General features: G+C 72.6%; 20 protein-coding genes. 5 read left to right on the top strand and 15 right to left on the bottom strand.

What is annotated here, in order from left to right:
• Positions 1 to 3 precede the first annotated feature (3 nt).
• From murJ to AB852_RS07445, 6 genes are all read right to left on the bottom strand, one after another.
• Positions 4 to 1,680, bottom strand: a complete 1,677-nt coding sequence (murJ, locus tag AB852_RS07470; protein WP_079184422.1) for a murein biosynthesis integral membrane protein MurJ — start codon at positions 1,678 to 1,680, stop codon at positions 4 to 6.
• Positions 1,681 to 2,129: 449 nt separating this feature from the next.
• A complete protein-coding gene (locus AB852_RS07465; RefSeq protein ID WP_079184346.1) occupies positions 2,130 to 3,371 on the bottom strand; it encodes a lipid II:glycine glycyltransferase FemX in 1,242 nt (413 codons plus the stop codon).
• Between the two features lie 254 nt (positions 3,372 to 3,625).
• The gene (locus AB852_RS07460; RefSeq protein ID WP_073784727.1) at positions 3,626 to 4,384 is read right to left on the bottom strand and encodes an AIM24 family protein; all 759 of its coding nucleotides are present in this window, start codon (positions 4,382 to 4,384) and stop codon (positions 3,626 to 3,628) included.
• A gap of 17 nt (positions 4,385 to 4,401) precedes the next feature.
• Positions 4,402 to 5,085 (bottom strand): AIM24 family protein, encoded by a 684-nt coding sequence (locus tag AB852_RS07455; protein ID WP_073785602.1) that lies wholly within the window; start codon positions 5,083 to 5,085, stop codon positions 4,402 to 4,404.
• A 14-nt stretch (positions 5,086 to 5,099) separates the two neighbouring features.
• Complete coding sequence (locus AB852_RS07450) at positions 5,100 to 6,800, bottom strand: TerD family protein (protein WP_073784725.1); 1,701 nt, start codon at positions 6,798 to 6,800, stop codon at positions 5,100 to 5,102.
• Between the two features lie 221 nt (positions 6,801 to 7,021).
• Complete coding sequence (locus AB852_RS07445; protein WP_073784723.1) at positions 7,022 to 7,612, bottom strand: M48 metallopeptidase family protein; 591 nt, start codon at positions 7,610 to 7,612, stop codon at positions 7,022 to 7,024.
• 251 nt (positions 7,613 to 7,863) lie between these two features.
• Here AB852_RS07445 and AB852_RS07440 point away from each other — a divergent pair, with 251 nt between their 5' ends.
• Positions 7,864 to 9,042, top strand: a complete 1,179-nt coding sequence (locus AB852_RS07440; RefSeq protein WP_073784721.1) for a ThiF family adenylyltransferase — start codon at positions 7,864 to 7,866, stop codon at positions 9,040 to 9,042.
• Between the two features lie 41 nt (positions 9,043 to 9,083).
• Positions 9,084 to 10,541 (top strand): ABC1 kinase family protein, encoded by a 1,458-nt coding sequence (locus AB852_RS07435; RefSeq protein ID WP_073784719.1) that lies wholly within the window; start codon positions 9,084 to 9,086, stop codon positions 10,539 to 10,541.
• Between the two features lie 72 nt (positions 10,542 to 10,613).
• On the opposite strand, the gene AB852_RS07430 is transcribed toward AB852_RS07435, so the two are convergent.
• The 5 genes from AB852_RS07430 to AB852_RS07410 all read right to left on the bottom strand — a co-directional run bounded on the left by AB852_RS07430 (position 10,614) and on the right by AB852_RS07410 (position 14,749).
• Entirely contained in the window at positions 10,614 to 10,892 is a 279-nt protein-coding gene (locus AB852_RS07430) for a hypothetical protein (RefSeq protein ID WP_245876631.1), read from the bottom strand.
• Positions 10,893 to 11,143: 251 nt separating this feature from the next.
• Positions 11,144 to 11,467, bottom strand: coding sequence for a hypothetical protein (locus tag AB852_RS07425; RefSeq protein ID WP_073784717.1), 324 nt, complete (start codon positions 11,465 to 11,467; stop codon positions 11,144 to 11,146).
• Entirely contained in the window at positions 11,464 to 11,832 is a 369-nt protein-coding gene (locus tag AB852_RS07420; RefSeq protein WP_073784715.1) for a WhiB family transcriptional regulator, read from the bottom strand. Before AB852_RS07420 ends, AB852_RS07425 begins: the two co-directional genes overlap by 4 nt.
• A 187-nt stretch (positions 11,833 to 12,019) precedes the next feature.
• Positions 12,020 to 12,352 (bottom strand): hypothetical protein, encoded by a 333-nt coding sequence (locus AB852_RS07415; protein ID WP_073784713.1) that lies wholly within the window; start codon positions 12,350 to 12,352, stop codon positions 12,020 to 12,022.
• A 165-nt stretch (positions 12,353 to 12,517) separates the two neighbouring features.
• Positions 12,518 to 14,749, bottom strand: coding sequence for an ATP-dependent DNA helicase UvrD2 (locus AB852_RS07410; RefSeq protein ID WP_073784711.1), 2,232 nt, complete (start codon positions 14,747 to 14,749; stop codon positions 12,518 to 12,520).
• 550 nt (positions 14,750 to 15,299) lie between these two features.
• On the opposite strand from AB852_RS07410, the gene AB852_RS07405 reads away from it, so the two are divergent.
• Entirely contained in the window at positions 15,300 to 15,557 is a 258-nt protein-coding gene (locus tag AB852_RS07405) for a glutaredoxin family protein (RefSeq protein ID WP_073784709.1), read from the top strand.
• 257 nt (positions 15,558 to 15,814) lie between these two features.
• Here AB852_RS07405 and AB852_RS07400 read toward each other — a convergent pair whose 3' ends face one another.
• Entirely contained in the window at positions 15,815 to 18,748 is a 2,934-nt protein-coding gene (locus AB852_RS07400) for an FAD-binding and (Fe-S)-binding domain-containing protein (protein WP_073784707.1), read from the bottom strand.
• Positions 18,749 to 19,131: 383 nt separating this feature from the next.
• Positions 19,132 to 20,298 carry a pyridoxal-phosphate-dependent aminotransferase family protein gene (locus AB852_RS07395; RefSeq protein WP_073784705.1) on the bottom strand — a complete coding sequence of 389 codons (1,167 nt, stop codon included), beginning with the start codon at positions 20,296 to 20,298 and terminating at the stop codon, positions 19,132 to 19,134.
• 97 nt (positions 20,299 to 20,395) lie between these two features.
• Here AB852_RS07395 and AB852_RS07390 point away from each other — a divergent pair, with 97 nt between their 5' ends.
• Both AB852_RS07390 and AB852_RS07385 read left to right on the top strand, forming a co-directional pair.
• Positions 20,396 to 21,148, top strand: coding sequence for an IclR family transcriptional regulator (locus AB852_RS07390; protein WP_073784703.1), 753 nt, complete (start codon positions 20,396 to 20,398; stop codon positions 21,146 to 21,148).
• 246 nt (positions 21,149 to 21,394) lie between these two features.
• Positions 21,395 to 22,807: an SLC13 family permease gene (locus AB852_RS07385; RefSeq protein WP_073784701.1), complete on the top strand. Its 1,413-nt coding sequence runs from the start codon at positions 21,395 to 21,397 to the stop codon at positions 22,805 to 22,807.
• A 302-nt stretch (positions 22,808 to 23,109) separates the two neighbouring features.
• Here AB852_RS07385 and nudC read toward each other — a convergent pair whose 3' ends face one another.
• Positions 23,110 to 24,069 (bottom strand): NAD(+) diphosphatase, encoded by a 960-nt coding sequence (gene nudC, locus AB852_RS07380; RefSeq protein WP_178390945.1) that lies wholly within the window; start codon positions 24,067 to 24,069, stop codon positions 23,110 to 23,112.
• 152 nt (positions 24,070 to 24,221) lie between these two features.
• Complete coding sequence (locus AB852_RS07375) at positions 24,222 to 25,634, bottom strand: dipeptidase (RefSeq protein WP_073784697.1); 1,413 nt, start codon at positions 25,632 to 25,634, stop codon at positions 24,222 to 24,224.
• Between the last annotated feature and the right edge of the window lie 5 nt (positions 25,635 to 25,639).

Raw genomic sequence — 25,639 nt, 5'->3', positions numbered from 1 at the left:
GGATTATCCCAAGGGTGGTGACCGGCGTGGTCGGCGGCGCCGGGAGAGGCGTGCGGTGACCTTGCCGAGCAGGGTGTCGAGTTCGGTGAGACGCAGGGGCCGGGCCAGTATCGCGAAGACCAGGGCGATCACGGCGCCGCCCGCGAGTCCGGCGGTCAGGGGGCCGAGCGGGGCGAGCCGGTCGGCGGTGAGCTGCCCGAGGGCGGCGGCGGGCACGGCGGCGGCCAGCAGCCGGGCGTGCGCCCACAGCGCGGGTGAGCGCCACAGGGCGGCGGGCCGGGTGCGCGTACCGGCGCCGGTACGGTGGCGGCCGCCCGTACCGGTGGACCGGCCCGCGCGTCTGCTGCGGCGGCGCGGGCCGAGCCTGCGGCGCAGGACGTACGCGGTGAGCGCCCAGCCGATGAGCAGGGCGACGGAGTAGCCGCCCGCCATCCCGGTCACGGCGTCCCGGGCGGGCAGCAGGGTGTACGCGGTGACCGAAAGGCCCGCGTGCAGACCCGAGATCACCAGGTTGAGGAGGAACGGGGTGCGGGTGTCGGACAGCGCGTAGAAGGCGCGGGCCAGGACGTACTGTCCGGAGAAGGCGACGAGCCCGGGGGCGAACGCCATCAGGGTGGCCGCCATCTCGGCGGTGTCGTCGGCGTCGGTCCTGCCGTACTGGAAGACGACCGTCATCAGCGGGTGCGCGAGCGCGAACAGGGCGCACGCGGCGGGGACGATCGCGGCGGCGGAATTGCGCAGCGCGGAGGACACATCGCGGCGTACGGCGTCGGGGTCGCCGTCGGCGGCGGCCCGGCTCATCCTCGGCATCAGGGCCGTGACCAGGGACACCGTGACGATGCCGTGCGGGACGGCCCAGAGCAGATAGGCGTTGTTGTAGGCGCTGAAGCCGACGCCGCCGTCGGTGCCGAGCGCGGCGGCGCGTTCCCCGGCTGCGGTGGCGAGCCGGGTGACCACCCAGTAGGCGGCCTGGTTGGTGAGGACGAGCAGCACCAGCCAGCCCGCCGAGCGCAGTGGCCTCATCAGCCCGCCGCCGCGCCAGTCGAAGCGGGGCCGCCAGCGGAACCGGGCGCCGCGCAGGGCGGGCACCAGGGCCAGGGCCTGGAGGGCGATGCCCGCGGTGGTGCCCCAGCCGAGGAGCGCGGTCTCCGCGCCGGTGAGGGTGCCGCCGTCGCCGGTGACGAGGTAGAGCCCGAACACGGCGATGACGACGAGGTTGTTGAGGACGGGCGTCCACATCATGGCGCCGAACCGGCCGCGCGCGTTGAGGACCTGCCCGAGCAGGGTGAACACCCCGAGGAACAGGATCTGCGGCAGGCAGTGGCGGGCGAAGGCGACGGTGAGACCGGCCTGTTCCCCGGTGTAGCCGGTGTACGCCTCGACGATCACCGGCGCCGCCCACACGGCACCGGCGGTGAGTACGAGGAGAGCGGTGACGCAGACGGTGAGCAGCCGGTCCGTCCAGGCGGCCCCGCCGTCGGCGTGCTCCTTGGCGGCGCGGACGAGTTCGGGGACGAAGACGGCGTTGAGGGCGCCGCCGATCAGCAGCGTGTAGACGATCACGGGGACGGCGTTGGCGACGGCGTACCCGTCGGCGGCGAGTCCGACGCCGAGCGCCGCCGCGACGACGGCGGAACGGACGAAGCCGGTGGCCCGGGAGACCACGGACCCGGCGGCCATGATCGCCCCGCTGCGGGCGACGGAGGGCGTGGCCCGGCGGTCCCGGCGGGCGCCCGCGCGGGTGACGGGACGGGGTACGGGGCTGGGGACGGGACCGGTGACCGGACGGCCGTCCGGGCGGCCGTCCGGGCGGTCGCCGGAGCCTTCGGAGCGGTCGGGGTCGCCGTGGGTGCCGTGGGTGGTGCCGTGGGTGGTGCCGTGGGTGCCTTCGTGGTGGTGGGTGCCGTGGGTGACGTAGGGGTCTTCGGTGGGGCCGCTGGTGGGGCCGTCGGTGGCGGGCCCGGGTTCGGGGAGCGGCCGCCGATCCTCCCGGCGGCCGCTCCCCCGGTCGGCGCGGCGTCCGCCGTCCGGGCCAGGAGCACGGCGTGCCGCGCGGCCCTGTCCATTGGCGGGCGCGGCACCGGGCGGGGCTCCCGCCGGACGGCCGTCGCCGACGGTGGTCAGGTCGGTCACCGGCGGGCCAGATACGTCTGGAAGGCGCGGTACAGGGTGTGGTTGGTGGTGCCGGGCAGCGGCCGTTCCCACTCTCCCAGCGTCTCGACGGCCTCGCCGCCCGTGCCGAGCTTCCAGCGCAGCAGTCCGTACGAGCGGTCCGCCGGGTCGAGGGTCGCGGGCACGCCGCGCATGTCGTACACCTCCGCGCCGAGGGCGTGGGCGTCGAGGAGCATCGCCCACTGGAGCGCGTTCGAGGGGCGGACCTCGCGCCGGTGGTCGGCGGAGGCGCCGGTCTGGTACCAGACCCTGCGGCCGACGGTGACCATGGTGTGCGCGGCCAGGATCTCGCCCTGGTGCCGGGCCAGGTACAGCCTCATCCGGCCGGATTCCTCGGCGTTGAGGGCCGCGTACTGCCGCTCGTAGTAGCCGAGGTCCCGGCCGAGACGGAAGCCGTCGCGGCGCTCGGTCAGACAGAGCAGCCGGTAGAACTCGGGGAGATCCGCGGCGCTGCCGACGACGACCTCGACCCCGGACTTCTGGGCGCGGCGGACGTTGCGCCGCCACTCCTGGTTGAGGCCCGCCCACAGTTCGCCGGGGGTGCGTCCGGCGAGCGGGACGCGGAAGACATGGCGCGGCTGGGCGTCGCCGTCACCGCCCACGGCGCCGCCACCGCCCGCCTTGTGGTCGCCGCAGCGGTGCCAGCCCCGGGCCCGGAGCCGTTCGGCGACGGCCGTGCCCAGCGGGTCGACCTCGCAGTCGAGGACATCGGTGACGCGTGCGCCGGGTCCGGTGCGGGCCTTGAGCGTGGCCGCGCTCCAGCGGCGGTACGCGGGGGAGGGGCCGATCCGCACCGCGAAGGCGCCCGCCTGCCGGAGCGAGCCGAGGAGGGGGTCCAGCCAGGCGTCGACACCGGGGTCGGACCAGTCGGCAACGGGCCCTTCCGGCAGATACGCGAAGTACTTGCGGGTCCCGGGGAACTGCCGCAGCAGCGCCAGCGCGACCCCGTGCAGCTGTCCGGCGGAGGGGTTCGGACCCCAGCCGAGCAGCAGTGGGCGCCAGGCGTCCTTGACGTGCGCCCAGGAGGGGCACTGGAGGAAACCGGCGCCCAGCGCGGAGCCCGTGCGGGAGGCGAGAAAGGCACGGTACGTCTCAGGGCCGATCGGCTCCAGCCGGATGTCCGGCCGGGAACCACCGCCCGCCCGGCCGTGACCGGGGTCCAGGATGCCGGGGAAAGGGGTGTCCCGACCGGGCGTCATGACGAGCGCTGACACTGTGTGGGCCTCTCTTCCGGCCCCGGCGTTTCCCGGGGACGGCAGGATGCTCACAGTCGTGCGTGACCGCCCCGAGCGGTGTGTGTGACGGGACGATGACCGTTGCCGCGGTGGTCGGCTCCAGGCCGGGACCGGCTCCCGGCGCTGTCGGTTCCAGGCGTCGGGAGCGCCCGGCGCCGCCGGTCCCAGGCGTGTCGGTTCCCGGCGTGTCGGTTCCCGGCGTGTCAGTTCCAGGCGTGTCAGTTCCAGGCGTTGTCGCGGTTCTGGCCGTGCGCCCCGCGTCCGCCCATGCCGTACTGGGCGGCCACTCCCCCGCCGGTCCGCGCGTTCTGCGGGGGCAGCAGTTCGCTGGGCTGGACGAGGACATAGCCCTCGCCCTGGAAGCCGAGCTCCCAGCCCTCCCCGGTGTTGCCCCGGCGGCGCAGCGCGGACGACGACTGGGTCTGGGCCTGCATCTGCACCCGGAGCCCGGCGGACCACGCCACGATCGCGTCGGAGTCGACGTTCACCGAGGTGCTGGCCTGGCCCACCCGCAGCATCAGCGGCTCACCGGAGGTCATCAGCGCGACCTTGCCGCGGCCGGTGATGGTGAGCTGGTACTTGCCGGTGCCGGAGATGCCGTACTGGCTGTCGACGGCGACGACCTGCACGTTGAGCGAGGAGTCGAGGGCGAGCACATAGCCGCTGTCGACCGTGAGCCCGTCCTGCTCGACGTCGACGAGATGGATGTACTGCGCGAGGTTCGCCAGATAGAGCGTGCCCTGACCGTGGCAGCGCATCAGGTCGAGTCCCTCGCCGGTGCTGCGGCGGTTACGGCGTTCGTTGGAGCTCTGGTACTCGGCGTCGAACTCGATCATGCCCTGGTAGGCGACCATCGAGCCCTTGCGGGCGAGCACGTCCTCACGGCCCTGGAGGGCCACCCGCAGCAGCTGCGGGTTCTGGAGGGAGTAGCGCTCCTGGACCTGGTTGTCGGCATGGGCGAAAAGCGGGCTCTGCATGGTGTGTTCGCTCCCCCTCAGCCCCGGACCCGGAGCCGGTCGGTACTGTCCTCGCTGGGCTGCACGACGACGATGCCCTGCCCGGAGAACGCCATCTGGAACGCCTCGCCGCTGCCCCGGCCGACGAGCGCGCCCGCCTTGAGGGTGCGCTTCCCCTTGACCTTGAGGTTCGGGGACCAGGCGAGCAGGGCGTCCGGGTCGACATACGTCTCGTCCTCGCCCTTGCCGCACTCCACGACGATCGGGGTGCCGCGGGAGGTCAGGGCGACCCAGCCCTGACCGCCGACCTGGACGTTCCACAGGCCCTGACCGGCGAGCCGGGTGAGGCCCTTGACCTTCTCGACGCCCCACTGGAGATGGGCGTCGAACGCGAGGAGGTTGGAGCCGTTCACGGAGATCGCCTCGCCGCCGAGGTCGAGGACGACGACATCGGCGCCGTAGTCGGCGAGGTACAGCAGACCGTCACCGAAGCACCGCATCAGCGGGGCGCCCTCACCGGTCGTCCACTCACGCGCCTGCTGGCGCAGCGCGGGCGGGCTGCCGTCGTACTGGACGTATCCGTCGTACGCGATCATGGAACCCGCGCGCGCGTAGAGGTCCTGTCCGCTCCGGAGAGCGACCTTCACCATGTGCTTGCCGTGGTTCTCCATACGGACGCCCACGGGGGCGGCCGGGACCTGGCCCGGGAATGGCTGGTTCATCATGACGGGCTCCCTCAGACCTCGTAGGGCTGGACGACGATGAAGTTGCCGGGGGCTCCCCGGAACTGGAGGTTCACGCCCTCACCGGTGGAGCCCGCCGAGCGGTTCGACCGCAGCCGGACCTGGCTGGTGACGATCACCTGAGCCCCCGACGACCAGGCGACGAGCGCGTTGCAGTCGGCGAAGGTGCTCTGGGTGACCGGCATGACGACCGGTACGCCGTGCGTCTTGACGACGAGGGTCCCGGTGCCCTGGAACTGCATGGTGAACAGCGCGCCGCCGGGGATGCCGTGTCCCTCGATACGGCGCACCTCGTACTGGAGGGACTCGTCGAAGGCCATGACGTTCTCCGCGGAGACGCAGACGCCGTCGCCCTGGAGCTCGATGGTGTGCAGATGGGAGGCCTCCTCGGCGAGGAAGACCTGCCCCTTGCCGGTGCAGCGCATGAGCTGCATCTCCTGGCCGGTCCCCCCGCCGACGACGCGTCCGGCGAACCCGGCGCTCTTGTGGCTGAAGTCGACCTTGCCCTGGTAGAGGACCATGCTGCCCTGCCGCGCGAGCACGGGGCCGCCCCCGGTGCCGAGGTCCACGCGCGCGAGCTTCTCGCTCTGGAGGGTCCATCGCTGACCGGTCGCCAGCTCGTTGAACCGCTGGAGTCCGGCGGCGAGCCCGGCGACGACGGGAGCCTGCGGGGTGCCCTGGCCGGGGAACGGCGCCGGGCCGGTGTGCTGCGGCTGCGCGGGGACCTGCGGCTGCGCGGGTGCCTGCGGCTGTCCGAAGGGCGCGGCACCGCCCTGCTGACCCGGCACCCCGGGAACCGGTGCCTGCTGGCCGTAGCCGGGCTGCGCGTAGCCCTGCGGCGGGGTGGGTGTACCGGGCTGCCGACCGTATCCCGGCGGTGGAGTGGGTGGGGCCTGGCCGTAGCCGGGCGGCGGGGTGGGCTGGCCGTAGCCGGGCGGCGGCGTCGGTGCGCCGGACGGCTGGCCGTAGCCGGGCGGCGGCGTCGGTGCGCCGGACGGCTGGCCGTAGCCGGGCGGCGGGGGCGCGGACGGGGGTGCCTGCGCGGGCGCGGGGGGCGCGGCGAAGGCCGGCGGCGCGGTGGCCTGGGCGGGCGGTGCGAAGCCGGGCGCGGTCTGCGCGGGGGGCGCGAAACCGGGCACGGGCTCCGGGGCCGCGGGCTCCTCCTCCGCGGCGACCTCACCGCCGAAGTTCCTCAGCAGCGCCTCCAGCCCGCCGTCGAACCCCTGGCCGACGGCGGCGAACCGCCAGACATCCTTGAGGTACAGATCGCCGAGCATCACGGCGCGCTCGGTCGTGAACTCCGAGCCGTCGAACGCGTACCGGGCGACCTCCTCGCCACCCGCGACGATCCGGAGGTACCCGGGCGCGACCTGGGACATCTGCCCGTCGCCGTCGATGGTGGCGGTGAACGTCAGCCGCTGGACGGCCGACGGGATCTTCTCCAGCGTGACCCGGAAGGACTCGGTGTCCCCGGCCTGGGCCCCGAGGAGCTGAATGGCCTCCTCCGGACTCTTCGGCTGGTTGAAGAAGATGAAGTACTGGTCGTCCGACAACTGGTCGTCCGCGTCCAGCCCGAAGCAACTGATGTCGAAACTCAACCCGGGCCCGGCGATCTGTACACCTATGTACAGATCCGTCCCCGCGGTGAGATCACTGATCCTGGCCTTGTGGCCCCGCTGAAATTCCCTCGCCATGCGTAACGACCGTCCCCCATCCCGACACGAGCACGTCGCGACAGGCTAACCGCAAGCACCGACATCCGACGATGCCGGTACAGACCCGGTACACAAGTCTTCCTGTGCGACCTGTGTGACCCATGCGACCTGTGGCCACGCCGACGGCACGGTCCGTACGGCCTCCCGGCCCCTACGGCTGCCCGCCGCGGGCGGCGAGGCAGGGGGGCGGAACGGCAGCGTCAGGTGTCCGTGGCCGGTGGGCGGAACGGCAGCCGTTCGGCGGCCACGACCCCTTCGAGATAGCCGCGGGCCCGCTCCGTCCTCGGGTACGCCTCCAGCAGCCGCCAGAAGTCCGGCCCGTGCCCCGGCACCAGCAGATGGGCGAGCTCGTGCAGCAGGACGTAGTCGACGACGTACTCGGGCATCCCCTGGAGCCGGTGCGAGAGGCGGATGCTCCCCTCCGAGGGGGTGCACGACCCCCAGCGGGTGTTCTGGTTGGTGACCCAGCGCACGGTCAGCGGCAGCGCACGCCCGTCGAAGTACTGCGCCGACAGACGCCGCGCCCGCTCGGCCAGCTCCGTGTCGCCCAGCAGCCGCTTGCTCTCCTGGGCGGCGAGCTTGTCGAGCATCACCCCGACCCAGCGCTGCTCCTCCGCCTCGGACATCCGCGCGGGGATCAGCACGACCGTCCGGTCGCCCTCCCGGTACGCGGAGACCGTCCGGCGCCGCCGCGCGCTCCTGCGCACCTCGACCGCGCTCGCCCGTGAGCCGCCGGGCGGCGGACTCGTCGTGCTGCGCGGCGGGCTCGCGGCGCGTGGGTCGGCGGACACGCTTTGACGGTACCCGCTGGGCCGGGGAGAAGTCCCGACCCCGCCCCGCGTCCCCGCATCGATCCGCCCGCCCGGAGGCGCACCGGTATGAAGAAAGCCGGGGCCTGTGGACAACTTTCCGCACGGCGCGCCGCGGGCGCGGATCATCGAAGGAGTCGGGCCGCGCCGGGGCCCGCCGGTGGGGGACGGGGGTCCGCACCGCCGGGCCCGGCGGCCCGAGCCGGTCACCCGCCCCTCCGAGGAGCCCGCCCATGCCGACCCACCCACTGCTGAAGCCCGCGCTGCGGCGCGGCTGGCGCGACCTGGAAACCGTGCAGTTCGGCGTGGCCGAGGCGCACGCCGTCGTGCTCGGCCCGGTCGGCAGCGCGACGGCCGCCTTCCTGACCCTGCTCGACGGCACCCGCGGCCGGGAGCTGCTGCGCCATGAGGCCCGCCGGATCGGTCTGCCCGAAGGCAGGGCGGACGCGTTCATCGAGCGCCTGGCCGCCGCGGGCCTCCTCGACACCTCGACGGGCGGCGGGCCGGGCTCCGAGGAGTTACGGCGCCGGGGCCCCGCGATGGAGCGGCTGCGCTCCGACCACGCCACGCTCAGCGTGATCGAGCGGCGGCCGGGCGGAGCGCTGCGGCGGCTCGCGGCCCGCCGCGCCTGCCGGGTCCAGGTGCGGGGCGCGGGCCGGACCGGCGCGATGATCGCCGCGCTCCTCGCGGGCGCCGGGGTGGGCCGGGTCGATGTGCTGGACGGCGGCCGGGTCGAGCCCTGGGAGGTGGCCCCGGGCGGGCATCCGCCGGAGGCGGTAGGTGAGCGGCGGGCGGATTCGGCGCGCCGGGTGGCCCGCCGCGCCGCCCCGGGCCGTCCGCCCCGCCCCCGCCGGAGGGCCGCGTCCGAGGCCGCGGAGCCGGCGGCGGAGGAACTCGGCCCCGAGCCCCCGCTGGCTTTGGTGATCGGCGCGCCGCGGGACGGTCTCGCCGTACACGCGCCCGATCCGGCCGCCTGGGCCGACCTGGTCATGGCGGGTGTCCCCCATCTCTACGCGGGGGTGGTCGAGGGCACGGCGGTGGTCGGCCCGCTGGTCCTGCCGGGTCTGACGGCCTGCGCGGGCTGTGCCGAGCGGGGCCGGGCGGTGCGCGATCCGGCGTGGCCACGGCTGCTCGCGCAGTGGCGCTCGGGGACCCCGCGTCAGGTCCCGCCCTGCGATCTGGCGCTGGCCGCCACCGTCGCCGGGCTGGCCACCGCACACGCCCTGGCCCTGCTGGACGGGGCGGTACCGGCGAGCGCGGGCACCCGCTGGGAGGCGTCGTTGCCGTATCTGGAGTGGCGCTCCAGGGCGTCGCGTCCGCATCCCGACTGCCCGTGCGGAGCGGCGCCCGCGCACACCGGGACGGCACACCCCTCGGAGGATTCGCCGGCGCACGACACAATGACTGCGTAGCCGCCGCATGTGGCACGGGTGGCTGGGACCTGGAGGGGCGAATGTCGGATCTTCCGCGGAAGGCGGTCACCCGGACGGCCAAGCTGGCCGCTCTGCCGCTCGGCATCGCCGGACGGGCGACCTGGGGGCTGGGCAAGCGCATCGGCGGCAAGTCCGCGGAGCTCGTGGGCCGTGAACTGCAACAGCGCACCGCCGACCAGCTGTTCAAGGTCCTCGGTGAACTGAAGGGCGGCGCCATGAAGTTCGGGCAGGCGCTGTCCGTCTTCGAGTCCGCGCTGCCGGAGGAGATCGCGGGGCCGTACCGGGCGGCTCTGACCAAACTCCAGGACGCCGCGCCCCCGATGCCGACCCGCACGGTGCACGCGGTGCTGGCGGAACGGCTGGGTGAGGACTGGCGCGAGCTGTTCGCGGAGTTCGCGGACAAGCCCTCGGCCGCCGCGTCGATAGGGCAGGTGCACCGGGCCGTGTGGCACGACGGCCGGGAGGTCGCGGTCAAGGTCCAGTACCCGGGCGCGGGTGAGGCGCTGCTGTCGGATCTGACCCAACTGGGCCGGTTCGCCCGGCTGCTGGGCCCGCTGGTCCCCGGGATGGACGTCAAGCCGCTCATCGCGGAGCTGCGGGACCGGGTCGCGGAGGAGCTGGACTACGACCTGGAGGCCCAGGCGCAGCGGGTGCACGCGGAGGAGTTCCTGGACGATCCCGATGTGCTGGTGCCCGCGGTGGTGCATCAGTGCGATCAGGTGCTCGTCACGGAGTGGATCGACGGGGTGCCCCTGTCCGAGGTGATCACGGACGGTACACCGGAGCAGCGGGACCGGGCCGGGCAGTTGCTGGCGCGCTTCCTGTTCTCGGGTCCCGCCAGGACGGGTCTGCTGCACGCCGATCCGCATCCGGGCAACTTCCGGCTGCTGCCCGACGGTGACGGATGGCGGCTGGGTGTCCTGGACTTCGGTACGGTCGACCGGCTGCCGGGCGGACTGCCCGAGGTCATCGGTGACTCGCTGCGGATGACCATCGACGGCGAGGCGGACGCGGTGTACGGCCTGCTGTGCGAGGAGGGGTTCGTCAAGGCGGAGATCGATCTCGACCCGCAGGCCGTGGTCGACTATCTGCTGCCGATCATCGAACCGGCCCAGGCCGAGGAGTTCACGTTCACCCGGGGGTGGATGCGTGACCAGGCGGCCCGCATCGGCGACCCCCGTTCCCCCGCCTACCAACTGGCCAAGCGGCTGAACCTCCCGCCCTCGTATCTGCTGATCCACCGGGTGACGCTCAGCACGATCGGCGTGCTCTGCCAGCTCGGCGCGACCGTCCGCCTCCGCGAGGAACTGGAGTCCTGGGTACCGGGGTTCCTCCCCGAGGAGGAGTACGTGGAGTACGAGGAGGACGTGGAGGAGTACGTGTACGAGGAGAACGGAGAGGTCGGGGACGCGGCGGGGCCGGATCTCGTGAAGCCGTCGTCCGGCACGGAGGCGGCCCGGCCGGACACGGAGGCCTGACCCGGCGAGCGCGGGTCCCGACAGACGCGGGTCCCGGCGAGCGGATGTCCGGACGGGCGGGTGTCCCGGGGTTCACCACCAGGGAGAGTCCAGGCGTCCTTCGATCGCTCTGAGGTTCTCCCGGGCGCACCGGTCGCAGAAGTAGCGGTGGACCCGGTTCTCGACGGAGCACGTCCAGGTGAGCGGAACGCCCTCGGCACCGGCACTGGACTCGGCACCCGCCTCGGCACCGCATCGGGCGCAGCGGGCCGGGGTACCGGGTTCCGCCAGTGCGCGGCCGGTGCCGTCGTTGCGGCCGATGTTGTCGGTGCTGTCGGTGCTGCGGGGACTGCCGGTGTTCTGACGTTCCACCAGGTGACGATATCGCCGCGTCCGGTGGCCTGACGTGTGCAACACGGGGCGGACGGCCGGGAACGAAGGCCGGCCGGGCCCGGACTCGTCGCGGGGTGCGGGGGCTCGGGAGCGTAACGCGGCGCGGGGGGCGGTCCGTTCGGGACCGGCCCCCACGGGAGCTTTCGAACTGTCGTCGGCACCGGGCGGCGGCCACGGTGCGGTGGCCGCCGAAGTGCCGGCGGAGGTGGTGGCCCTGGCCGTGCGGCGTATTACTGCATCACGGCGAGCGCCAGCGCGCGGCGGGCACGCATCGACGCGCGCTCGGCGCGCCGCTGCATCCGCCGGGCGGTGATCAGCCGCTCGGCCGGTCGGGCCGCCTCGGCCTCTCGCAGCCGCTCGCGCATATGCGCGCGTGCCATGGCTTCTGGAATGAGTTGCATCTCGCGGGTCCTGTTCCGGCGTGACTCGTCGAGCACGCCCGTGGTGGTGAAGTCTGTGGTGGTGAAGCCGGTGGGTTCGTCGGTGGAGGTCATCGGGGCCTGTTTCCGGGGGTCGTGCGTGAAGGGGCGATCGATCGTTCCGAGGATTTTCATGCTGAGACCGGGTTCTTGCGCGGACGGCCACGGGGCCGCTTCCGGGCGACGACGACACCCTGGACGAACAGCTCGCCGCCCCAGACGCCCCACGGCTCACGCCGCTCCTTGGCCCCGGCGAGACAGGCCTCGACCAGCGGGCAGGTCCGGCAGAGGGACTTGGCGTACTCGACATCGGCCGGGGACTCCGCGAAGAAGACCTCCGGGTCGTACGAACGGCAGGGGACGGGCACGCCGAGGTTCTCGATGGCGTCGTCGAGCGCGGTGAGCGCGGTGAGGGGGGTCACGGTGGAGTCCTTCGTGGGGCCGGGCGGGGAGGTCGTGTCCGAGGGCGGAGCTGACGGAGCGTGCGCGTCGAGTTGCACGGTGGTGTCTACCTCGTTGTTTCGGTCCGGCCGGTCGGCCGGTGGCTGTCTCTCCAGCGGTGGCTGGGGAGGCTGGTACCGGGTTGTTCTGTTGTCCCGAGACCCCTTCGCTCTGTTTTTGGAAAAACAGAAGGGCCGCGGTTCCCGGGTGGGATTCCGCGGCCCTGAGGCGCCGACCTGATCGAGATCAGGCTGGATCGCTCCAGGGTTCGAGCCCACGGAAGGCCCACATCGTGTGGTGCTGCTTGGTCTGACGCTTGCCGAGTCCGGCACCGGTCGCCGCAAAGCCATAGGCCAGTGCCTTGGCTGCCGCTTCTGCTTCCAGTGCCTCGGTCGGTCGGCTGCCGCGCTCTCGGATCACCAGGCCGGTGAGGGCCAGGGAAGGCTCGGGGCGGACAGCGGCGACGCCGGACACACCGGTGCCCAGGTTCGAGAAACCGGACGGGCATGCGGAGACGACGACCGAGTGATCGGTCAGGGTGACGGTGCTGACGGACTTGCTGTTCTTGATGCTGATCACTGGAAATCGCCTCCTCTCGGCGTCTTGGGGGACCTGGACGAGCCTGGTCCGACGGATATTAAGTACAGCACGGATCGGGCGCTTCGGAGAAGCTGCCGTCGCCGTGCTTAAGAACCTATGGTGATTGCCTGGGCATGTGCAAACTATTTTTCCGACGAGTTTGCCTCAGCGGTCACCCACCCCTGGTTCGCCCTCCTCACCTGCGCAGATGGCCAGGACATCGGCTCCGAAGCCCCGTACCTTGCGCATCCCGACGCCCGGGATACGGGCCAGGCTCCCCTCGTCGCGGGGGGCCGTCTCGGCGATGGCGACCAGGGTCCGGTCGGTGAAGACGCAGAACTCGGGCTGACCGCTCTCCTTGGCCTGCGCGGCACGCCAGTCGTGCAGGCGGGTGTAGAGGCCCTCGTTCATGTCGGACGGGCAGTCGTCGCAGCGCATCAGCTTCATCTCGCCCGCGTCGGTCAGCGTGCGTCCGCAGACCCGGCATCGGGCGGGGGTACGCACCCGGCGCCGGGCGGCGGGGGCGGCGGTGGCCGGGGCCCGTCCGCTGCCGGGCTCGACCCCCCCGTGGCCGAGGGGGCCGACCCGGGTGGCGGAGCCGGTGGAGCCGGGGCGCAGCCCGTCGAGGAAGCGGCTGGGGCGGCGGCCCGCCCGGCCGCCGGGCGAGCGGGACAGCGCCCAGGAGACATGGAGGTGGCGGCGGGCGCGGGTGACCCCGACGTAGAGCAGCCTGCGCTCCTCCTCGATCTGCTCGTCGGTGCGGGCGTAGGTGATGGGCATCATGCCCTCGGCGACCCCGACGACGAAGACGGCGTCCCACTCCAGGCCCTTGGCGGCGTGCAGGGAGGCGAGGGTGACGCCTTCGACGGTGGGGGCGTGCTGGGCTCCGGCGCGTTCGTCCAGCTCGGCCACGAGGTCCCCGAGGGTGGCGGCGTCCCGCGCGCGGGAGAAGTCCTCCGCGAGGCGGACGAGGGCGGCGAGGGATTCCCAGCGTTCGCGGACCACGCCGGAACCGGCGGGGGGCTGCGGGGTCCAGCCCTTGGTGGACAGTACGGCGCGGACCTGGGACGGCAGGTCGACGGCGTCGTCGAGGAGGGAGTCGTTGCCCCCGAAGCGGGCGGCGCCGCGCAGGGCCGCGCCCGCCTCGCGGACCTCGGGCCGCTCGAAGAAGCGTTCAGCGCCACGCAGCTGGTAGGGGATCGCCGCGTCCGCCAAGGCCTGCTCGTAGGTCTCGGACTGGCTGTTGGTGCGGAACAGGACGGCGATCTCGCTGGCGGGGACCCCGGAGGCGATGAGGTCGCGGATACGGCGGGCGGCACCCTCGGCCTCGGCGGGCTCGTCGGTGTACTCGCTGTAGTGGGGTTCGGGACCGGCCTCGCGCTGGGAGACCAGTTCGAGGCGGTGGTCGGCGGCGCGTCCGCTGGCCTGGGCGAGGAGGCCGTTGGCGAGGTGCACCACCTGGGGGGTGGAGCGGTAGTCGCGGACGAGCTTGACGACGGTGGCCCCCGGGTGGCGGGTGCGGAAGTCGAGGAGGTGGTCGGGGGTGGCGCCGGTGAAGGAGTAGATGGTCTGGCTGGCGTCCCCGACGACACAGAGGCTGTCGCGCTCGCCGAGCCACAGGTCGAGCAGGCGCTGCTGGAGGGGGCTGACGTCCTGGTACTCGTCCACGACGAAGTGCTGGTACTGGCCGCGGACCTGCTCCGCGATGTCGTGCCGGTCCTGGAGGATCGCGACGGCGAGCAGCAGGACGTCCTCGAAGTCGATGACGGAGCGGTGCCGCTTGAGGTCCTCGTAGGTGCCGTAGAGCTGGCTGATCTCGGCGGCGTCGCGGGGGGTCTCGCGACCGGCGGCGCGGGCCGCCGCCGCGTAGTCGGCGGGGACGGTCTGGGTGACCTTGGACCACTCGATCTCGGCGGTGACATCACGCAGCTCGCCCCGGTCCAGGCGGACCCGGCAGGCGGCGGCGGCCTCGGCCACGAGCTGGACCTTGCGGTCGATGATCCGGGGCAGGCCGCCGCCGACGGCCTTGGGCCAGAAGTACTGGAGCTGGCGCAGGGCGGCGGAGTGGAAGGTGCGGGCCTGGACACCGGCGACGCCGAGCTGGCGCAGCCGGCCGCGCATCTCGCCCGCCGCGCGGTTGGTGAAGGTGACGGCGAGGACGCTGCCGGGCTGGAGGACCCCGGCGTGCACCCCGTAGGCGATGCGGTGGGTGATGGCCCTGGTCTTGCCGGTGCCCGCGCCGGCCAGTACGCACACCGGACCGCGCAGGGAGGTCGCGACCGCGCGCTGTTCGGGGTCGAGCCCCTCCAGCACGGAGTCCGCGCCCTGCGGCGGCGCCGGGAACTGGCCGGGGCCTGATTCCCGTGGGAAGAGTGTGGAGTGCGTTGCTGATGTCACCCCGCCATGCTGCCAGGTCCGTGGAGCGGACCGCGCGAGTTGTCCACAGGGTCGGGCACGCGGTCGTATTAATGCCGCTCCAGAGAAGGGGAGTACCGGGCGGACGCGCTCACGCGAGCCCCCGGACGACCCGTCCGGCGGCTCGCGCCGGGTCTCCGGCGGTGCCTGGTGGGCGGATCCGCGGGACCCGCTGTCCGGTGGGAGCCGTCCGTGACCGCCCGCCGGATGTTCTCCCCCGACCGGCGGAATCGCTGTCCCACCGATCGGCGGGGTCGAGCTCGTGCGACGACGGCCGGGCACAGGGTCCCCCGGCCGGGCACGGGCCGACGTGCGCCGGTCCCGACACGGGTGTTTCCACGGGTCCGCCGCGCGCCGTCCCGCCGCAGGTGTCCACGGGTCCGCCGCGCGCCACGCACCGCTCCCGCTCCCGGACGGGCCTGCGCCCGGGGTCCTGACCCGGGTGCCGGGAATGGTCGCCCGGTCACGTACGTTCACGGAGTGCGAGCAGGTATTCCCGCTCGTCCCGTAGGCACGAAGGAGCGCGAGAGACATGCCGGGCACTGTGACGATGTACAGCACCACGTGGTGCGGCTACTGCCAGCGGCTGAAGAGCCAGTTGACGCGTGAGGGCATCGGCTACGACGAGATCAACATCGAGCAGGACCCGCAGTCGGCGAAGTTCGTGGAGGAGGCGAACGGCGGCAATCAGACGGTGCCGACGCTCATCGTTCGGCCCACCGGCGGTGGCGCCGATGTGGTCATGACGAACCCGAGTCTCGCCCAGGTGAAGCAGGCCCTCGCGAGCTGACCGGGGTCCGCGTACGGGCGGCGCCCCCGTCCAGTGGTGCGGCGCTCTCCAGGACGTACGACCCGGCTCCCCGTACGTACGGCGCCCCCGTGACCGGATGGTCACGGGGGCGCCGCCCTGTCCGGCCTTCCGTCACGCGGCCCACGTGGCGGACGGCCGTCGGACGCTCGCCCGAGGGCTGCCGCCTCGGGCTCCCGTCCGTGCCCCGGGGTCCCTTGGTCCCGGGGCACAGGTCTTGGGGGCGGGAAACGCCCTGGTCAGACGATGAGCGCCTCCCGGATCAGCTGGACCGGGTGCCACGCGTCGCGTTCCGTGCCGTGGAAGATCTGCTGACGGCAGGAGACACCGGTGGCGACGATGACGGTCTCGTCCGGTTCGGCCCTGACCGCGGGGAAGAGCCGGTCCTCGCCCACGGTCATCGACACGTCGTAGTGCTCGGCCTCGAAGCCGAACGACCCGGCCATCCCGCAGCAGCCCGCGTCCAGCTCCTCGACCTCCACACCGGGGATGCGCTTGAGCAGTGCGACGGTCGCCGCGGTGCCGACCTCGGCCTTCTGGTGGCAGTGGCCGTGGTACAGCAGTCGCTTCCCGGCGGGCCAGGCGGTTTCGCTGAGCTTGAGGCGTCCTTCGTCGATGGCCTCCACCAGCAGTTCCTCCACCTGCCGGACCCGTCCGGAGACGTCCTTGACCGCGGTGTCGTCGGGGAGCATCGCCTTGTGCTCGTCCCGCAGCGTCATCAGGCAGGACGGTTCGCAGCCGACGATCGGGGAGCCGGGCGGGGTGGTCTCGGCGAGCAGATGGGCGAGCTTGAACGCCTTCTCGTTGGCGTCGTCCAGGAGGCCCTTGGAAAGACTGGAGCGACCGCAGCAGCCGCCGCTCTCCAGCCGCACGTCCCAGCCCGCGACTTCGAGCAGTTCGATCGCGGCGGCACCGATCCCGGGTTCGGTGTAGGTGGTGAAGGAGTCCGCGAGATAGGTGACCGTCCCCTGCGGGGCGACCAGCCGGGGGCTCTGTTCGCGGCCCTTGAACCAGCGCACCAGATTGCGCCGGGTGAAGGTGGGCAGGGGGCGTTCCCTGGCGATGCCCGGCCAGCGGGCCAGGAACCGGCGCAGCGGTCCCACCCGTCCCGGCAGATTGGACAGCGGGGCGGTGGCGGAGCCGAGCCGGTTGAGGAAGCGGATGGACCCGAAGATCCGTGAGCGCAGCGGGATGCCGTGCTCGTCGTGGTGGTGGGACAGCGCCTCGGCCTTGAGGGTGGCCATGTCGACGCCGAGCGGGCACTCGCTCTTGCACGCCTTGCACATCAGACACAGGTCCAGCACCTCATGGAGGCGTTCGTCGCCGAGCGCCTTCTTGGGGTCGGGTTCCGAGAGTGCCTTGACCAGGGCGTTGGCGCGGCCCCGGGTGGAGTCCTGTTCGTTGCGGGTGGCCATGTAGGACGGGCACATCGCGCCCGTGCCGCTCTTGCGGCAGAGGCCGATGTTCATACAGCGGTCGGCGGCGCCGCGCATCCCGCCGACGATGTCGAAGTCGAGCCGGGTGCGCAGTTCCACGGCGGGTGGCAGGGCCGGGTCGCGCAGGTTCTCCGTCATGGCGGGCGCGTCCACGATCTTGCCCGGGTTCATGCGGTCCTGCGGGTCGAAGACGCCCTTGACGGCGCGCATCGCCTCGTAGAGCTCGTCGCCGAAGATCTCCCGGTTGAACTCGCTGCGGGCGAGACCGTCGCCGTGCTCGCTGGAGTTCACCCCGCCGTACTCGGTGACCAGGTCCTTGATCAGTTCGGCGACGGTCCGCATGGTGATGACCTGCTGCGGGTCCGCGAGGTCCACGAAGGGCCGGATGTGCAGACAGCCGACGGAGCAGTGGCCGTAGAAGCCGGCGCTGAGGCCGTGGTCGTCGAGGATGCCCTTGAAGCGTCGGGTGTACTCGGCGAGGTGGACGGGGTCGACCGCGGTGTCCTCGACGAACGCGAGCGGCCTTCGGGTACCCTCGCCCGCCGCCATCAGCAGCCCGAGGCTGGACTTGCGGACCTTCATCAGGGCGCCCTGCTGCTGGGGGGTGACCGCGCGCAGGGTGTGGTAGCCGTGGCCGTAGCGCTCCCAGAGGGTGGTGAGCTGGCGGAGCTGGTCGAGCAGTTCGGTCTCGTCGTCGCCGGTGAAGCTGACGAACAGCAGGGCGTCCGGGTCGCCCTCCAGGATCTCGCCCAGGGACGCGTACTCGATCTTCTGCCGGGACAGGTCGAGGATCGTGCGGTCCATCAGCTCGACGGCCGCCGGGTGGCAGGACAGCGCGGTCTCGGTGGCCTCGATGGCGGCGACGACCGAGGTGAAGTGGCCGACGGCGATCACCGTACGGGGCGGCTTGGGGACGAGGTCGACCTCGGCCTCGGTGGCGATGCACAGGGTGCCCTCGGAGCCGACGACGAACTTCGCCAGGTCGAAGGGGGTGTCGTCGCGGGAGAGCCGGTCGAGCCGGTATCCGCAGGCCCGCCGCCAGAACTCGGGGAAGCCCTCCGCGATGGCGGCGGCGTTGGAGCGGATGATCACCGGCAGATCGCGGTAGAGGCGGCCTTCCAGGGTGGGCAGGTCCGCGCGGCGCTTGCGTTCGGCCTCGTCCACCGGCTCCAGCCGTGCGGTGCTGCCGTCGGACAGGACCACGTCGAGGGCGCGCACATGGTCGATCGTCATCCCGTAGCGCAGTGAGCCGCTGCCCGCGGAGTTGTTGCCGATCATCCCGCCGATGGTGGCGCGGTTGCTGGTGGAGGTGTCGGGGCCGAACATCAGCCCGTGCGCCGCCGCCGCCTTGTTGAGCTGGTCCTGGACGACACCCGGTTCCACGCGTGCGACACGGCGTTCGGGGTCCAGTTCCAGGATGCGGTTCATATGGCGGGAGAAGTCGAGGACCAGACCGGGGCCGACGGTCTGTCCGGCGAGGCTGGTACCGGCGCCGCGCGGCAGCACCGGGATGCCGTACTCGGCGGCGACCCGGACGGTGGCCTGCACATCGGCGGTGTGCTTGGGGAAGACGACACCGCGCGGGGTGATGGAGTACATGCTGGCGTCGCGGGAGAACAGATGCCGGGTGTAGTCGTCGAAGGCCACCTCACCGTCGAGGTCGCGGCGGAGCCGCCGCTCCAGATCGCGGTCGGCCGATGCTGCTGCCGTCGGGGCTTCGTCGCCGATCAGTGTCATGTGCGGGGACTCCAAGGGTGGTCGGGCGGTTGCTCCCAGGGGGGCGGGCTGCCGGGACGTACGGGGTGCGGGGGTACGGGGCCGGGGATATGGGGCCGGGGGGTATGGGGCTGCGGGGCACGCGTACGCGCGGGTGCGGGTGCGTGGGTGCGTATGCGGGGGTGCGGGTGCGTGGGTGTGTGGTGGTGGTGGTCTCGGTGGTCGTGCGGCACGCGCGTGGGGCCGGGGCGGGGCACACGCGCGTGAGCGGCTGGTGTCCGGCACGCGCGCGTGGAGGGCGGTTGCCGCGCCGGAGGAAGGGCGGGTGCGGGCGGCGGGGCGTCCCGGGCCTGGGCACAGGTACCGGGAGCCCTTCGCGTGGGGGGACCGCACCCGCCCTGGTCTCACGGTGTGCGCAGCACGTCGAGGGCCTTGCCCAGACCGGCGGGGTCGACGGGCACCCCCGAGAGTTCGAGGCCCATCTGGACACCGGCGAGCGTCCCGGCGAGGGTGAGGTCGTTGAAGTGGCCGAGGTGGCCGATACGGAAGATCTTCCCGGCGAGCCGGCCGAGGCCGGCGCCGAGGGACATGTCGAAGCGCTCCAGGATGATCCTGCGGACCTTGTCGGCGTCATGGCCGTCCGGGAGCAGCACCGCGGTCAGTGAGCCGGAGTACTCGCGCTCGTCGGCGCAGAGCACCTCCAGGCCCCAGCCGTGCACGGCCGCGCGGGTGGCGGCGGCGTGCCGGGCGTGGCGGGCGTACACCTGGGGCAGTCCCTCGGCGTCGAGCATGCCCAGCGCCTCGGAGAGCCCGTACAGCAGATTGGTGGCCGGGGTGTACGGGAAGAAGCCGCGGCGGTTGGCCTCGATGATCGGTTCCCAGTTCCAGAACGACCTCTTCAGCCGCGCGGTCTTCGCGGCGGCCAGCGCCTTCTCGCTGACGGCGTTGAAGCTGAGGCCCGGCGGGAGCATGAGGCCCTTCTGCGAGCCCGCGACGGTGACGTCGACGCCCCACTCGTCGTGCCGGTAGTCGATGGAGCCGAGCGAGGAGATCGTGTCGACGAGGAGCAGCGCGGGGTGTCCGGCCGCGTCGAGGGCCGCGCGGAGGTCGGCGATCCGGCTGGTCACGCCGGTGGAGGTCTCGTTGTGGACGACACAGACGGCCTTGATCGCGTTCTTGGTGTCGGCGGTGAGGCGGCGGGCGAGTTCCTCGGGGTCGGCGCCGTGGCGCCAGTCGCCGGGCACGAAGTCGACCTTGAGGCCGAGCGAGGTGGCCATCTCCTGCCAGAGGGTGGCGAAGTGCCCGGTCTCGAAGCAGAGCACCCGGTCGCCCGGGCTGAGGGTGTTGACGAGGGCGGCTTCCCAGGCGCCGGTTCCGGAGGCGGGGTAGATCACGACGGGGCCGGAGGTGCCGAAGACGGGCTTGACGATGTCGAGGAGCCGGACGGTGAGGGCGGCGAACTCGGGGCCCCGGTGGTCGATGGTGGGCGCCGACATGGCACGCAGCACCTGGTCGGGGGTGTTGGTGGGGCCGGGGATCTGGAGGAAGTGGCGGCCGGTGCGCGAAGTCATGAGAGGACCCCTCCGAGGAGTTGTGCCGTAAGGCGGCACGCTGTACCGTAGGATGGCACGGCGGAGCATAAGCGTCACCGTTCGAGGGAGTCAATGGATGCAGAACGTCCTGAATGCGCTGCGCGCCCTGGAGGAGGTCGCCGAGCGGCAGCCGATCGGCGTCGCGGAGCTGGCCCGGGCCATGGATCTGCCGAAGAGTTCGGTGCAGCGCGCCCTGGTCACGCTGCACACCGCGGGCTGGATCAGACCGGCGTCGGGGACCACGACGCGGTGGATGGTCACCACCAAGGCCCTGCATGTCGGCAGACACGCCACCGGCGAACTCCCGCTGCGCGACATCGCCGTACCCGTGATGGAGGAACTGCGCCGCCGCACCGACGAGACGGTGCATCTGGCGGTGCCCGAGGGCGGCAAGATCGTGCTGATCGAGCGGCTGGAGACCACCAAACCGGTACGGATCATCCTGCCCCTCGGGCAGAATCTGCCGGTGCACGCCTCCGCGAACGGCAAGGCGGTGCTCGCGGCGAGCCCCGTCGAGACCGTGGAGCGGCTGATCACCGAGGGGCTGTCCCGCTTCACCGACGCCTCGATCACCGACCCGCAGCGGCTGCGCGCCGAGCTGGCCGAGATCCGCGCGCGGGGCTACGCCACCAACTCCGGGGAGTGGCGCACCGATGTGTCCGCCGTCGCCAGCGCGGTGATCGGGGCGAACGGGACACCGGTCGCCAGCATCAGCATCAACGTCCCGACGAGCCGGCTGACCGAGGCGTCACGGGCGGCGTTCGGGGCGGCGGTCCACGAGGCGGCACAGGCGGTCGGCGAATCCCTGGGACGACGGCGCGGCGACTGACGTCCGACCGGGGCGCGGCGGAAGAAGTTCCGGTCGCACCTCTTGACGCGCCTCCGTCGGCACGGATTCCATACTCCTCATCGCGGAACCCGTATTCCACATAACGGAATTTCGCACGGCGAGGTCTTCGGTCCCCTCGCCGTGCCGGACTGCGGCACCACCCTCTGTCGAAGCCGTCCACCCCCCACAGGAGGACGGCTTCGCCACGCCCGCAGCACGACCGTCGACCGAAGGCGAGGAAGCCTCGTGTCAGATCACGTCATATCCATCATCGCGCTAGCGCTGGTCTTCACCATTGCCACATTCACGTCCGTGCACATGGGAGCGCTGGCGATCGTCGCCGCCTTTCTGGTCGGCAGCCTGTTCGTCGGACAGACCTCCGACGACATCTTCGGCGGCTTCCCCGGCGATCTGTTCGTGGTGCTCGTAGGTGTCACGTTCCTGTTCGCCATCGCCAAGAACAACGGGACCGTCGACTGGCTGGTCCATGCCTCGACCCGCGCCGTACGCGGCCGGATCGCCCTGATCCCCTGGGCGATGTTCCTGGTCACCGCGGTACTCACCGCCGTCGGGGCGGTCGTCCCCGCGGCCGTCGCCATCATCGCCCCGATCGGCATGGGATTCGCCGCCCGTTACCGGATCAATCCCGTCCTGCTCGGTCTCTTCATCATCAACGGAGCCAGTGCCGGGGGATTCTCCCCGATCAGCATCTTCGGCAGCATCACCAACGGAGTCGTCGAGCGGAACGGCCTGCCGGGGAATCCGACGCTGCTCTTCGTCAGTTCCTTCCTCTTCAATGTGCTGCTCAGCCTGGTCGTCTTCTTCATGTTCGGCGGCAGGTCGCTCATCGGCCGCCGGGCGGGCGCCCCCGGCGACCTCCCCCAGGACGGCGCCGAGCCCACCGGCCCGCCGCCGCACGGGGACGGCGTACCGGACACCCACCCGTCCGGCGGCACCCCCGTACCCGCCGGGGTGGGCACGGGCCCCAAGGGCGGCACCGCGACCCTGCGGAGCCCGGCGCCCGTCACACCCCTGCCGGACCCCGTCGCGGACGAGGCCCGGCTCGACCGGGTCAAGGTCCTCACGCTGCTCGGGCTGCTCAGCCTGGTCGTCGGCGCCCTGTTCTTCGACCTGAACGTCGGACTGCTCTCGCTCACCGTCACCGTCGTGCTGTCCCTGCTGTCCCCCGCCTCCGCCAAGGGCGCGGTGGACCGCTGCGCGTGGTCCACCGTCCTGCTGGTCTGCGGGATCGTCACCTTCGTCAGCATGATGGAACGCATCGGCACCATCGACTGGCTCGGGGAGAGCGTCGCCGGGATCGGCGCGCCGCTCATCGGGGCGCTGCTGATCTGCTTCATCGGCTCGGTGGTGTCCGCGTTCGCCTCGACCACCGGCATCCTCGGCGCGCTCATCCCGCTCGCCGTACCGTTCCTGCTGGCCGGGGAGGTGGGCGCGGTCGGCATGGTGATCGCGCTGGCCATCTCCTCGTCGGTGGTGGACTCCTCGCCCGTGTCCACCTCGGGCGCCCTGGTCACCGCCAACGCCCCGGAGGGCCGCCGCGACGAGGTGTTCAAGCGGCTGATGGTCTGGGGGATGAGCATGGCCGCGGTGGCACCCCCAGTGACGTGGCTGCTGTTCGTGGTACCCGGCTGGCTGTGAACCGGCCCCGGCCGCTCCCCGGACGTCCGTGCCGGGACGCCCGGGGAGCGGCCGGGACACCCTGCCCGAACGGGTGGCCGTGACCCACACGATCCAGGTGGATAGCCCTGGCCGACGATCTGGACGGGATCCCGTGGCCCACCGGTCCGGTCGGGTGGCCGTGGCCGACGATCCCGACGGAGGACCGTGCAGCCCCGGCCCGGACGGGTACCCGTGACCCACGGCACCGGACGGCCCGCCGTGGCCCGCCCCAGGGGCACACCGGCTGCCCCGGAAGCACATCGGCCGCACCGACCGCCCCGTCAGCTCCCGGGGCCCTGCTTCGGCAGCGGCTTGCCGTACCACAGCTCGATCAGCCGGGCCGCGATCGAGATCCCGTACGGCGGCAGCACCTCGCCGGAGTCGAACGCGGCGCTCAGCTCGTCCCGCGAGAACCAGCGGGCCTCCGAGATCTCGTCCCCGTCCACGACGATGCCCGTCGAGGTCGCGCGCGCGATGAACCCCAGCATCAGGCTCGACGGGAACGGCCACGGCTGGCTGGCGACGTACTCGACCTCGCCCACCGTGATCCCCGACTCCTCGCGCACCTCGCGGCGCACCGACTGCTCGATGGACTCGCCCGGCTCGACGAACCCGGCGAGCGTCGAGAAACGGCCCTCCGGCCAGTGCATCTGGCGGCCCAGCAGCGCCCGGTCCTCGTCGTCCGTGACCAGCATGATCACGGCCGGATCGGTACGCGGGTAGTGCTCGGCGCCGCAGGCCGGACAGCGGCGGATATGGCCCGCGGCGGCGATGACGGTGCGTTCGCCGCAGCGCGAGCAGAAACGGTGCATCCGCTGCCAGTTCTCCAGCGCGACGGCGTGCACCATCAGGCCCGCGTCCCGGGGCCCCAGCAGATGGCCGGCCTCCCGCAGCCCCGCCGGCCGCGCGGACTGGTCCATCCGGCCCGGCAGGCTGTCCTTCTGGAGCGCGAAGTAGCTGACCCCGTCCTCGTCCGTGCCCAGGAAGTAGCGGTGGGCCTCGGTCAGCGGCGCCTCGAAGGACGGCGTCGTCACCAGCTCGGTACGGCCGTCCGGGGTCTCGTCGATGAGGACCTGGCCGCCGCAGACCACGAAGACCCTGGTCGACGGGTGGCTCCAGGCGGCGGCCAGCGACGCCTCGTCAAGGCGCAGATGGGCGGCTCGGTCGATACCGCTGGGCGCGGTCAGCGGCAGCGGATGATCGGCGCAGCGATCGGTCCAGGTGGTCACAGGTGCTTCCATCTCCCCCGGTGGAACGGATGGGTCGGCGGGCGGTTCAGCGGGACGTACGGCGGGACCCGGCGGCGCGCGGCAGGACCCGGCGGTGGGGAGCGGACCCTTCGGTGTGCCCCCGGACGGCCCCGTGGGGTGCGGCCGCCCGCGCGCGGGGGGCGTCAGCGCGCATCACGCCAGTTCTCCGCGAGGTCGCCCCACAGATGGGCGGCCGTCTCGACCCCCTTGAACAGCAGGTCCAGCTCCACCTTCTCGTCGGGCGCGTGCCAGCCGTCGGAGGGGATGGAGATGCCGAGGAACAGTACGGGCGCCCCGAGCACGTCCTGGAGGTCGGCCGCGGGTCCCGAACCGCCCTCACGTGTGTAGCGGATCTCCCGCTCGAACGCCAGACCCATCGCCCGCACCACGGAGCGCAGCGCCGGGTGGTCCAGCGGCGTCAGACAGGGGCGGGTGGCGGCGCCGAAGACGATCTCGTGCCGGATGCCGGCGGGCAGGGTCGCGGCCACCCACGCGCGGACGGCGTCCTCGACGCGGTCCGGGTCCTGCCCGGCGACCAGCCGGAACGACAGCTTCAGCATGGCCCGCGCGGGGATGATCGTCTTGCCGCCGGGGCCCTGGTAACCGCCGCCGATGCCGTTGACCTCGGCGGTGGGCCGCGCCCAGAGGCGTTCCAGGGTGGTGTGCCCGGCCTCCCCCAGGGTGGCGTGCGACTTCGCGGTACGCAGCCACCGCTCCTCGTCGAAGGGCAGCTCGGCGAAGAGCCGCCGCTCACGGTCGGTCAGCTCCACGATGCCGTCGTAGAAGCCGGGCACCGTCACGCGCGCGTGCTCGTCGTGCAGGGCGGCGACCAGCCGCGCGGCCTCGGTCGCGGGATTGGGCACCGCCCCGCCGAAGGAACCGGAGTGGATGTCCTGGTCGGGGCCGAACAGCTCGATCTCGCAGTCGGCCAGACCCCGCATCCCCGTGCACACGGTGGGGGTGTCGGCGGCCCACATACCGGTGTCGGAGACGATCACGGCGTCCGCGGCGAGCCGCTCCGCACGCTCCTCGACCAGCGCCCGGAAGTGCGGCGAGCCCGACTCCTCCTCGCCCTCGACCAGCAGCTTCAGATGGACGGCCGGCGCGGTGCGTCCGGTGGCGGCCAGATGCGCGCGCACCCCCAGGGTGTGGAAGAACACCTGCCCCTTGTCGTCGGCGGCCCCGCGCGCGTACAGGCGGCCGTCCTGGAACACCGGCTCGAAGGGGTCGGTGGCCCAGCCGTCCGCGCGGTCGGCGGGCTGCACGTCGTGGTGGCCGTAGACCAGGACCGTGGGGGCCCGCGGGTCGTCGGACGGCCAGTGGGCGAAGACGGCCGGGGCACCGGGGGTCTCCCAGACCTCGACGGCCGGGAACCCGGTGTCCTTCAGTGCGGCGGCGAGCCAGTCGGCGCTGCGCCGCACGTCCCCGGCGTGCTCGGGCTGCGCCGAGACGGAAGGGATGCGCAGCCAGTCGCCCAGATCGGCGAGGAAGGCGTCGCGGTGGCGGTCGATGTACGTACGGACGGCGCTGACGGCACTGTCAACGGGCTTGCTCATGATGT

It is taken from the genome of Streptomyces uncialis (genome assembly GCF_001905345.1).
GTDB lineage: Bacteria > Actinomycetota > Actinomycetes > Streptomycetales > Streptomycetaceae > Streptomyces > Streptomyces uncialis.
This window is presented reverse-complemented; position numbering and strand designations above follow the sequence as displayed.

What these genes read in the sequence shown, in the direction of transcription:
- murJ (WP_079184422.1), bottom strand. Translation starts at nt 1,680, where the DNA reads ATGGCCGCCGGGTCCGTGGTCTCCCGGGCCACCGGCTTCGTCCGTTCC.
- AB852_RS07450 (WP_073784725.1), bottom strand. Translation starts at nt 6,800, where the DNA reads ATGGCGAGGGAATTTCAGCGGGGCCACAAGGCCAGGATCAGTGATCTC.
- AB852_RS07375 (WP_073784697.1), bottom strand. Translation starts at nt 25,634, where the DNA reads ATGAGCAAGCCCGTTGACAGTGCCGTCAGCGCCGTCCGTACGTACATC.
- AB852_RS07455 (WP_073785602.1), bottom strand. Translation starts at nt 5,085, where the DNA reads ATGAACCAGCCATTCCCGGGCCAGGTCCCGGCCGCCCCCGTGGGCGTC.
- nudC (WP_178390945.1), bottom strand. Translation starts at nt 24,069, where the DNA reads ATGGAAGCACCTGTGACCACCTGGACCGATCGCTGCGCCGATCATCCG.
- AB852_RS07460 (WP_073784727.1), bottom strand. Translation starts at nt 4,384, where the DNA reads ATGCAGAGCCCGCTTTTCGCCCATGCCGACAACCAGGTCCAGGAGCGC.
- AB852_RS07390 (WP_073784703.1), top strand. Translation starts at nt 20,396, where the DNA reads ATGCAGAACGTCCTGAATGCGCTGCGCGCCCTGGAGGAGGTCGCCGAG.
- AB852_RS07405 (WP_073784709.1), top strand. Translation starts at nt 15,300, where the DNA reads ATGCCGGGCACTGTGACGATGTACAGCACCACGTGGTGCGGCTACTGC.
- AB852_RS07400 (WP_073784707.1), bottom strand. Translation starts at nt 18,748, where the DNA reads ATGACACTGATCGGCGACGAAGCCCCGACGGCAGCAGCATCGGCCGAC.
- AB852_RS07435 (WP_073784719.1), top strand. Translation starts at nt 9,084, where the DNA reads ATGTCGGATCTTCCGCGGAAGGCGGTCACCCGGACGGCCAAGCTGGCC.
- AB852_RS07395 (WP_073784705.1), bottom strand. Translation starts at nt 20,298, where the DNA reads ATGACTTCGCGCACCGGCCGCCACTTCCTCCAGATCCCCGGCCCCACC.
- AB852_RS07465 (WP_079184346.1), bottom strand. Translation starts at nt 3,371, where the DNA reads ATGACGCCCGGTCGGGACACCCCTTTCCCCGGCATCCTGGACCCCGGT.
- AB852_RS07425 (WP_073784717.1), bottom strand. Translation starts at nt 11,467, where the DNA reads ATGAAAATCCTCGGAACGATCGATCGCCCCTTCACGCACGACCCCCGG.
- AB852_RS07440 (WP_073784721.1), top strand. Translation starts at nt 7,864, where the DNA reads ATGCCGACCCACCCACTGCTGAAGCCCGCGCTGCGGCGCGGCTGGCGC.